This window comes from endosymbiont of Riftia pachyptila (vent Ph05) (genome assembly GCF_000224455.1).
GTDB classification, from domain to species: Bacteria; Pseudomonadota; Gammaproteobacteria; order Chromatiales; family Chromatiaceae; genus Endoriftia; species Endoriftia persephonae.
This window is the reverse complement of the sequence record NZ_AFOC01000110.1, coordinates 1-10018: the sequence shown is the minus strand read 5'-3', so window position 1 is coordinate 10018 and position 10018 is coordinate 1. Positions and strand designations below refer to the sequence as shown.

Sequence of the window (10018 nt, the reverse complement as noted above, 5' to 3'; positions counted from 1 at the left end):
GAAAAAAACCTGGTCTTGGCACTCACGCCATGATTGCCGTCCTTCTCCATTGGCCTCTCCCCTCTACATCTAATCAGCGCCTTGATTTAGCTCGATATTTTCTGCGACTCACGGACTCGCCAAAAATAATAGAGATAGCGCCCCCTCTTCACAACTCCCCCTACACATCAAGTTTAATATGATCTTCCGTGAGGTCAATCACAGATGCAGCATCATTATCCGCTTGCACAAAGCATCTCTCAGCACTCCCACGGCGACTCCCAGCCCGCCGCACGGCACACCTTTGCTTGCCTTAGGAAATTAAAGTCACAGCCCCAACCTGCCGATAGCCCCACCAACAGCGGTGACCCAAGCGTCAGAGCAGCCTTTTCAACCGATAGTGAATCATGGCGAAATCACAGACGATGCCAACCGACTCTGCCAACCAGGCCCCCAGATCACGGCCCGCCCTGTTACTGGTGGATGATGACCCCGCGATCGCGGAGGCCCTCGGCTTTCTGCTGCGCAAGGAGTACCAGGTGCATCTAGCATCGAACCGGGCCGAGGTTACCCGGCTGCTCAGCCAGCACCCGGCAAACCTGAAACTGGCACTGATCGATCTGGGACTGCCGCCAACCCCCCACCGACCGGATCAGGGGTTCGCCATCATCGGCGACCTGCTGCAATTCGACGCCAGCATCCGCATCCTGATCCTTTCTGGCCAATCCCAGGAGGACAACATCCGCCACGCCTTCAGCCTCGGTGCAGCAGATTTCTTCCCCAAACCCTGTGAGCCACAGCTGCTGAAGGCCGGCCTCAAACGCCAGCTGATGCTCGCCGAACTCGAAACCCATTCACCAACTAGCGGCATGGCACATGGCCTAATCGGCACCAGCGAGGCAATGCAGGGCCTGCGCGGGCAGATCGCCCAGTTCGCCCCGAGCGAATTCCCGGTACTGATCTCCGGCGAATCGGGGACCGGCAAAGAGCTGGTGGCACGCGCCCTGCACCAGGCCGCTGAGCGGCGTGAGCAACCCTACTTGGCGCTCAACTGTGCCGCCTTCTCCCCTGACCTGCTGGAAGCTCAGCTGTTCGGACACGCCAGAGGCGCCTTCACCGGTGCGCAGCAGGGCAAGAAGGGCTTCTTCGAGGAGGCCAAAAGCGGCACCCTGTTCCTCGATGAAATCGGCGAGATGCCACTCAGCCTGCAGGCCAAACTGCTACGAGTACTTGAAGATGGCGAATACTATCGGATCGGCGAGACTAGCCCGCGCCACTCCCAGGCCCGCATCATCGCCGCCAGCAACCGCAATCTGAAACAGGCGGTTGAGCGGGATCGCTTCCGCGCCGATCTCTACCACCGTCTCTGCGTACTCACTATCGAAGTGCCACCATTGCGTCAGCGCAGCGACGACCGCAACGAGCTGCTGGTTCACTTCATCAACAAATTCGCAGACTCGATCCACTCTTTCCGCCTCTCGGCCGAAGCACAGGCGCTGTGGCGCAGCTACCCTTTCCCCGGCAACGTGCGCGAACTACGCAACATTGTTATCCGGCTCGGCACCAAACACCCGGATGGGCTGGTGGGAGCAACTGCACTGCGCCAAGAGATCGACCCACAAGGCACTCCATCGATCGAGTCAGCGGCGATAGATCACCAGGATGCCCCAACCAGCCTGCTTCAGCGCGAAGGATTTGAACTCGACCGATATCTAAACCAGCTGGAACAGCACTATATCCAGGCCGCCCTGGAGATGGCCGGCGGCAGCCTCAGCAAGGCTGCGCGGCTGCTGCATATCAACCGCACCACCCTCTACAGCAAGGTCAAAAAGCTTGAAAAAGCGGAGCAGGCCCATGTACCTGAAACAGTTCGGCCTCACTCGTAAGCCCTTTGCCATCACCCCCGATACCCGCCGCTTCTTCAGTGGCGCCAGCCGCGGCGCGGTGCTCGACGCCCTGCTCTATGCCATCACCAACGGTGAAGGCATCGTCAAACTGGTCGGTGAAGTCGGCAGCGGCAAGACCATGCTCAGCCGCATGCTCGGCGAACGCCTACCCGCCTCTGTCGACCTGGTCTACATCGCCAACCCCAGCCTCACCGCCGACGACATCCTGCGGGCAATCGCCATCGAACTGGGTTTCGATATTGCGCAGGACGCCCGACGCTTCGAAGTCATGCAGCAGCTGCAGAGCCGCCTGATCCAGCACCACGCCGAACAACGCCAAGTGGTGGTCTTCATCGACGAGGCCCAGGCAATGCCGCTACAGACCCTGGAGCAGATCCGCCTGCTCAGCAACCTGGAGACCCGCGACCACAAACTGCTGCAGATGGTGCTGTTCGGCCAGCCCGAACTCGACCGCAAGCTGGCCGACCCAGAGATCCGCCAGCTCAGAGAGCGCATCACCTACAGCCTCGAACTGCCCCCCCTGAGCAGCGAGGATGTGCATGCCTATCTTAACTTCCGTCTCCAGCAGTCAGGCTATCAGGGAGTGGAGCTCTTCTCCCGCTCGCTCGNCTCGAAGGGTGCACCGCTACAGCCAGGGACTGATCCGCCGGATCAACATCATCGCCGACAAAAGCCTGCTGGCCGCCTACTCCGAAGGCAGCTCCCAGCTGCGCCACCACCACATCCGACTCGCCGCACAGGAGTCGGGGCTACTGCATGGCACGCCGCGCTGGCTCTATGCCGCCGCCAGTCTGCTGCTCGGGTTGACTGGCCTAACCCTCTCCCAGGCAGAACGGGTACCATACCCTGCCGCTCAGCCACCCTCCCCGGTTGTCGCCGCGACACCATCGGAACAGACCGTCTCAGTCGCACCAGAGCCGGCAGGCACCACACTCACAGAAGCTGCCCTTCCGGCGACATCAAAGAGATCCAGAGACAGCGACGAATTAATCAACCGCCGACTGCGGGCCACCCGCCAGCTGCTCACCGACGACAGCGCCGGGGGCTACAGCATCCAGCTGCTTACCACTCAGCAGAAGCCGGTCTATCTAAAAAACTTTTTCGCCGAGCACGGCGAGCAACTCGATCCTGAGCAGGTCTTTATCTACCCCCTGCACTCCAAAGGAAGCGACTATTTCATCGTGCTCTATGGCCACTATGCCGACCCCAAACTGGCTGACAGCGCACTCAATGCACTGCCAACTGCCCTCACCAAGGGCCGACCTTACATACGCTCCCTGCGCCGTATGCGCGACGAAGCGCAACCCTGGCAGGGATAAGGAGAGTCTCAGTGCAAACCACTGATCTGACACCGAAACCACAGCCTGCAGGCATCCTCCTGGCGGTCTGCCTGCTACTGGTAGGCTGCGGCCCGACTCGGGCACCAACCCCATCCACTGGACACCTGCTGCCGAAACCAACACCGGCCCAGCCGGGCGCGGCGATCCCACCGCCGGTCACCCGCCCTGCACTGCTGCCAGAACCCCGCGCAGAGGCGCCACTGGAGAGCTACACCGTGGTGGTCAGCGACGTGCCCCTGCGCGAGCTGCTGTTCACCCTGGCGCGGGATGCTGGTCTTAACCTTGACATCGACAACAACATCACCGGCAACATCACCCTCAACGCAGTTGACCAGACTCTACCGCGCATCCTCGACCGCATCACCCGCCTCAGCGCGGTGCGCTATGAGATAGACGACGATGTGCTGCGGGTGATGCAAGACACTCCCTTCCTGCGCAGCTATATCGTTGACTATGTCAACCTGTCGCGTCAGAGCAGCAACACTATCCAGATCTCCACCAAGGTGGCCAGCAAGGTGGCCGGGGGCGAGGGCGGTGAAGGCGAAGGCAATACCTCCAACACCCAGCTCAAGGGAGAGGTGAGCAATCGATTCTGGCAGAGCCTGTTCGTCAACCTCACCGCCATCATCGGAGATAAAAATCCATCCGGCGGCAGCGGTAGCGAATCCGGGGGCGTCAGCCTCGGCTCACCCAACATCATCATCAACGCTGAAACCGGCATGATTGCGGTGCGCACAACCGCCAAGAAGCACCAGGAAATCGAGCGCTTCCTGACCCAGGTACTCGACAGCGCCAGACGACAGGTGCTGATTGAGGTCACCATCGCCGAGGTGGTACTGAGCGACCACTTCCAGGCCGGCGTCGACTGGAGCCTGATCGGCAGCGACATCGGCATCAACTCAGCGATGATCGGTCAGAACCTGCTGCAGGCGCCACTCGCCAGCCTCACTCTCAGCGGCAATATCAATGGTGACCCGTTAAACCTCACCCTCAAGGCGCTGGAAAACTTCGGCAAGGTCAAAGTGCTCTCCAGCCCCAAGATCATGACCCTCAACAACCAGCCGGCGGTGCTGCGCGTCACTGACCAGCGGGTCTACATGATCACCGATGTGGAGGTGGAGGAGGACCAGGAGACCAAGACCAAGACCCGCACCTTCGAAACCACGGTCAACACTGTGCCAGAGGGGCTGGTGCTCACTGTCACCCCCTATGTGGATCAGTTCGACACCGTGATGCTCAACATCCGTCCCACCATCTCGCGCATCCTGGGCTTCGTCGAGATGCGCAACCAGGAGCTGGACGAGGCCAATGTGATCAACCGTGTGCCAGAGATCCAGTTGCGCGAGATGGAGACAGTGCTGCGTGTCAGTAGCGGCGACTCGGCGATCATCGGCGGGCTGATGCAGGACGCCATCGACAACTCACAGAACAGCCTGCCCGGTGTCACATCGATACCACTGCTGGGGGATCTCTTCTCCTACCACGACAAACAGGTCTCAAAGACCGAACTGGTCGTCTTCATCCGCCCCACAGTGATCCACAAGGCGAGCCTGCAGGACGACCTGACACCCTTCAGGACGATGACCCCAGACCTGCTGCCGGCTGCCGACCGTGAACCAGGTGAAGCCCTATGAGTCTGTTGCTCGACGCGCTCAACAAGGCCTCCGAAGAGAACTCCCAGAGGCACCAGAAAGCTCGTCGATGTGCCCCATGCGGTACCCAAATCCGAGCCACTGGTGCTGGATCTAGAGCCCACCGAGCAGACTCAGCTCCCGCCAGCCGCTCCCCCCGAAGACGACCTTGCTAACGCCCTTGCCGATCGGCTCGACCATGGCAGCGATGAGCTGATACTGCCCCAACCGCCAGAGATCAACATCGAGCCTGAAGAGAACAAGCAGATCGAGCCCCCCGAAACCAGGCCAGCTGATGAGGCGCCGGCCGAAAAAAAGGAGACCACCGAACCACTCGATCCACAAAGCCTGCAGCAGTTGATGCAGGGCTGCCGGCGCAATCGCCAGCATCGCCATCTCTGGCTGATACTCATCGCGATGCTGGTGATTGGCTTGCAGATAGCCGCAGGCTACTGGTACTACCTGCAGCAGTCGCTGATTAGCAACGAGGTTCGAACCTTTTCCCCCACGCTGACCGAACCTCTCCAGGATAATCCTCTGAGCAACGCCGCGCTCACCCCCCCTTGCCGACGAACCGCCAATTAGCTCCAGCCAGGAGAGCCACCCGCTGTCCACCGGCAACCTCAGAAGCGATACCAACAAAAGCCTGGTGAAACCAACCAATCTCATCGGCAGCAGCAGCCCCGAGAGCGCCACACTCCAGCCCAATAAGACCAGCCCCACTCCACCCGCCATCCAACAGAAAATAGAGGAGGATCCGGGGTTTGGTCTGCCCAGCCGCATCATCATCAAACGCACTCAGCGACGCACAGCACACCGCTCACCGGCAGCTTCCGCCTACCAGGCTCTACAGCAAGGCCAAACAAAACAGGCCGAGAGACTCTACCGCAAGCTGCTGCAGAAAGAGCCGCACAACCGCGATGCCCTGCTCGGACTGGCCGCACTGGCCCTGCAGTGGGGAGACCTGGAGAGCGCCGAGGCCCACTACCAGCAGCTGCTGCGCCACGATCCCCACGACGCCGATGTGCTGGCCGCACTGGCCCTGCTGGAACCACGCAGCAGAGACCCGGGCCTGGAGCTACGTCTGCGCCGGCTCGCTGAACAGCAGCCCGACAACCCACGCCTGCACTTTGCCCTGGCCAGCCGTCACGCCGCCCGGCAGGAGTGGCGGCGCGCCCAGCAGGCCTATTTCGACGCCTGGAGCCGCAGCCGCGACAACCCCGACTATGCTTTCAATCTCGCGGTCGCCCTCGATCATCTGGGAAAAATAACCCACGCAGCCAACTACTACCGCAAGGCACTCGAACTGGCACGCAGCCGACCGGCCAGTTTCACCAACGCCGCCGCACAACAGCGTCTGACACAGATCGATCCGGCAGGAGTGCTGCCATGGTAACGGCCGCCAACCAGCCGAAAAAACAGGCCAAGCCTCTCGGCATCCAGCTGGTCGAACAGGGGCTGGTGACCACCGATCAGGTGGAGATCGCCCTCAAGGAGCAAAAACACCGCGGCGAGCCTCTCGGACAGATCCTGATCTCCCTCGGCTTCATCTCCGAGGCGGTGCTCACCGAGGTGATCGGCGAGATCTTTGGCGAGCGCAGTGTCGATCTCTCGAGCATCATCCCCGACGCCGAGGCGCTGGCGCTGATCGACCGCGAGACCGCGCTGCGCAACCGGGTGCTGCCGATCACTCTGGACCAGGAGAACGGCACACTCACCCTGGCGATGGAGGACCCCAACAACCTGGTGGTGCTCGATCGGCTGCGGGTACAGATCCCCCGTCAGCTGCGCATCACCCCGATGATCGCCGGCAAGCGCGAGATACTACTCGCCATCGACCAGTTCTACGGCCACGAGCTGTCGGTGGACGGCATCCTGCGCGAGATCGAGACCGGCACGGTGGACTACGAGGCACTGGCCGAGGAGGCGCAGGAGTATGAACACCCGTTGGTGCGGCTGGTGGATGCGATCATCGCCGACGCGGTGAAACGCGGGGCCTCAGACATCCACTTCAACCCGGAAGAGAAGTTCCTGCGGCTACGCTACCGTATCGACGGCGTGCTGCACCAGATCCGCAGCCTGCACAAGGATTTCTGGTCGCCGATCAGCGTGCGCCTGAAGGTGATATCGGGGATGAACATCGCTGAGACCCGCGCCCCCCAGGACGGCCGCATCTCGATGACCATCCGTGGCCACCGCATCGACTTCCGAGTCTCCGCCCAGCCCACCACCCACGGCGAAAACTTTGTGCTACGTATCCTCGACCGGGCCAAGGGCATAGTACCGCTGGACAAGCTCGGCTTGCGCCACGACAGCCACACCACGCTGAAACTGATGATGGCCCGCCCGGAAGGGATCATCCTGGTCACCGGCCCCACCGGCTCGGGCAAAACCACCACCCTCTACTCGATGCTCAATCATCTCAACTCCCCGGAGGTCAACATCATGACCCTGGAAGATCCGGTGGAGTACCCGATCAGCATGATCCGCCAGACCTCGGTCAACGAGGTGGCGCGGATGGACTTCGCCTCCGGCATCCGTTCGCTGATGCGCCAGGACCCAGACATCATCCTGGTCGGCGAGATCCGCGACCAGGACACCGCCGAGATGGCATCAGGGCCGCGATGACCGGCCACCAGGTCTACTCCACCCTGCACACCAACTCCGCCGCCCGCTCGATCCCGCGCCTGCTCGACATCGGCGTCACCCCCCAGGTAATGACGGGCAACATGATCGGTATCGTCGCCCAGCGGCTGATCCGGCGCCTCTGCGAGCATTGCAAGGAGGGCTACCAACCCAGCGAGATAGAGCAGCGACTGCTCGGCATCAGCAGCGATAAGGCGGTGCAGATCCACCGCGCCACGGGCTGCAACAAGTGCAACAACACCGGCTACAAGGGACGCCTGGCACTGATGGAGGTACTGCGCTTCGACGATGGGATCGATGACTTGGTCGCAGCCAGCGCCTCCTACCGTGAGGTGGAGCGCTACGCCATCGGTCACGGCTTTATTCCCCTGGCCGAGGACGGTATCCGCCGTGTTCTCGAAGGCGTCACCAGCCTCGACGAACTGTCCCGCGTTGCCGACCTCACCAAGCGGCTGGAGTGAGCCCGCCTTATGCACGGTGGCGGCCAGAACCGGAGAAAACATTATGAACACTGGAGAAAATACGACTCTACATTACCTCATCCAAGGTGTGAGCGGTTCTGGCCTATCACGGTTCTGGCTTGTTCTGGCACCCTGGGCTTGCTGTTATTCCGCCCATCCCTGGGCTCCACCCTTCGGGCCAGCCTGCGGCTGTTCAAATCTGCTACCAACAGATTCGTCACTCAATCCATAGCAGCAGCTATGGATCTCACTCCAGAGCAGCGCCCAGCCACACCAGCCCGGAGCCAGAAGCCGCGATCCACCATGCATAAGACGGGCTGAGCGATGCAGAGCTACGACTACCGCGCCATCGACCCCCAGGGCAGGATCCACAAGGGCCGGATCAGCGCCGCCAACGAGCTGGATCTCGACCTGCGGGTACGCAAGATGCACCTGGAGCTGCTCTCCCACCGGCGCAGCCGCAACCACGGGCGCAAACGCTTTGGCCTGGGCGGTAACCGGCGCCGCCTGCTGATCGACTTTGTCTTCTCCCTGGAACAGCTGGTGCGCGCCGGGGTGCCGCTGCTGGAGGGGATCCACGATGTGCGTGACAGCCTTGCCGCCTCCTACTTCAAGGATGTGCTGGGCAATGTCATCGACGCCATCGAGGGCGGCAGCACCCTCTCCCAGGCACTCGAGCTGCACCCGGAGCTGTTCGACCGAGTGTTTATCAGCCTGATCCGGGTCGGCGAGGAGTCGGGGCGCCTCGACACCCTACTCGAGCAGATCACCGAGTCGCTCAAGTGGCAGGATGAACTCGCCTCCCACGCCAAAAAGATCATGATCTATCCGCTGATCCTCGGCAGCGTGCTGCTCGGCGTGACCGGCTTTATGATGGGCTATCTGGTACCCCGCCTGGTGCCCTTCATCCGTGAGATCGGCGGTGAACTGCCGCCCCACACGCAAGCACTGATCGCCACCTCCGATTTCATCATCGCCAACTGGCCGTTTCTGCTTGGGCTGCTGCTCGGGCTGCCACTGGCGGTGCGCCTAGCCCGTCGCCTGAACCGCCGCTTCGACTATCTGCTCTCCCTGCTGTCACTGCGCTTCTGGCTATTCGGCCCGCTCAACCTGAAGATCAAGCTGGGACGCTTGGCACAGAGCTTCTCGCTGATGTACAGCTCCGGCATCTCGGTACTGGAGGCGATGCAGCTGAGCGAGTCGCTGGTACAGAACCGGGTGCTGGAGGAGAAGCTGCGCGGTGCCCGACAGCAGATCGCCGAGGGGGTCGGCATCGCCGAAAGCTACAAACGCATGGATCTCTTCCCGCCACTGGTGGTGCGCATGTTGCGGGTTGGCGAGAGCAGCGGCGCGCTCGACAAGGCACTGGATAACGTCAGCTACTTCTACACCCGCGACATCCGCGAGACCATCGCCAAGATCGAACCGGCGATCTCCCCGGCGCTGACCATCGCGATGGCGGCGATCATGGGCTGGGTGATGGTCAGTGTGCTCGGCCCGATCTACGACACCATCGCCAAGATAGGATGAGCATGCGCCCGGTACTCTTCTTCAGCGGCTACATGATGACAGTGTTCCACTGGAAAGGGGCGCGGCAACTGTGTCAGTTTGCCTTCCCCCCCACCCCGGAGGGGATAATCGCCTTCCGGGACTATCTGGAACGACTTGGGCGTCAGCCAGTGCGCCTGCTGGTGGACCTGATCGAGGAGGAGTTCCAGCAGCGTGAGCAACCCCATCTGCGGGGGCGGGACTATCGCCGCTACTGCCGCAACAACGGCCTGCGCATGTTCGACCAATCGCCTTTTCTCCACCACTCCCTGTTGGAGGTGCGCCGCAGCGACAGCGGCAAACGGGATTTTGTACTCTACTCCGGCCTCACCAACCCCGAGCTGATGGCCCCCTGGCTGCTGGCGATCCGTGAGACCGCCACCCCGCTGTTGGGGATTTGGTCGGTGCCGCAACTCAGTCGCGGCCTGATCGAGCAGCTGAAACTCAAACGGGAGAACGTGCTGCTGCTCAGCCAGGAGGCCCCCTCAACCCTGCGCCAGAGCTTC

6 protein-coding genes and 2 pseudogenes are annotated in these 10018 nt (G+C 61.8%); all 8 read left to right on the top strand.

The features are described 5' to 3' along the window. Nucleotides 1–386 precede the first annotated feature (386 nt). Nucleotides 387–1865 (top strand): sigma-54-dependent transcriptional regulator, encoded by a 1479-nt coding sequence (locus tag RIFP1SYM_RS14180; RefSeq protein WP_005965969.1) that lies wholly within the window; start codon nt 387–389, stop codon nt 1863–1865. Beyond that, on the top strand, nt 1834–3018 hold the full coding sequence (locus RIFP1SYM_RS17120) for an ExeA family protein (protein WP_081417774.1): 1185 nt from the start codon (nt 1834–1836) through the stop codon (nt 3016–3018). Before RIFP1SYM_RS14180 ends, RIFP1SYM_RS17120 begins: the two co-directional genes overlap by 32 nt. A 198-nt stretch (nt 3019–3216) precedes the next feature. Next, nucleotides 3217–4860, top strand: coding sequence for a type II secretory pathway protein (locus RIFP1SYM_RS14170; protein ID WP_005965967.1), 1644 nt, complete (start codon nt 3217–3219; stop codon nt 4858–4860). Between the two features lie 102 nt (nt 4861–4962). Beyond that, the gene (locus RIFP1SYM_RS14165) at nt 4963–5442 is read left to right on the top strand and encodes a hypothetical protein (protein ID WP_139042157.1); all 480 of its coding nucleotides are present in this window, start codon (nt 4963–4965) and stop codon (nt 5440–5442) included. A gap of 64 nt (nt 5443–5506) precedes the next feature. Further along, nucleotides 5507–6253, top strand: coding sequence for a tetratricopeptide repeat protein (locus RIFP1SYM_RS14160; protein ID WP_050798776.1), 747 nt, complete (start codon nt 5507–5509; stop codon nt 6251–6253). Next, nucleotides 6247–7964 (top strand): annotated as a pseudogene (locus tag RIFP1SYM_RS14155) (GspE/PulE family protein). Before RIFP1SYM_RS14160 ends, RIFP1SYM_RS14155 begins: the two are co-directional and overlap by 7 nt. Before the next feature lie 324 nt (nt 7965–8288). Continuing rightward, nucleotides 8289–9494 (top strand): type II secretion system F family protein, encoded by a 1206-nt coding sequence (locus RIFP1SYM_RS14150; RefSeq protein WP_005965955.1) that lies wholly within the window; start codon nt 8289–8291, stop codon nt 9492–9494. Between the two features lie 2 nt (nt 9495–9496). After that, nucleotides 9497–10018: pseudogene (locus RIFP1SYM_RS14145) on the top strand (hypothetical protein); the annotation flags it as partial.

Excerpts from the sequence above, each read along its gene's own strand:
- RIFP1SYM_RS14180 (WP_005965969.1), top strand. The coding sequence starts at position 387 with ATGGCGAAATCACAGACGATGCCAACCGACTCTGCCAACCAGGCCCCC.
- RIFP1SYM_RS14150 (WP_005965955.1), top strand. The coding sequence starts at position 8,289 with ATGCAGAGCTACGACTACCGCGCCATCGACCCCCAGGGCAGGATCCAC.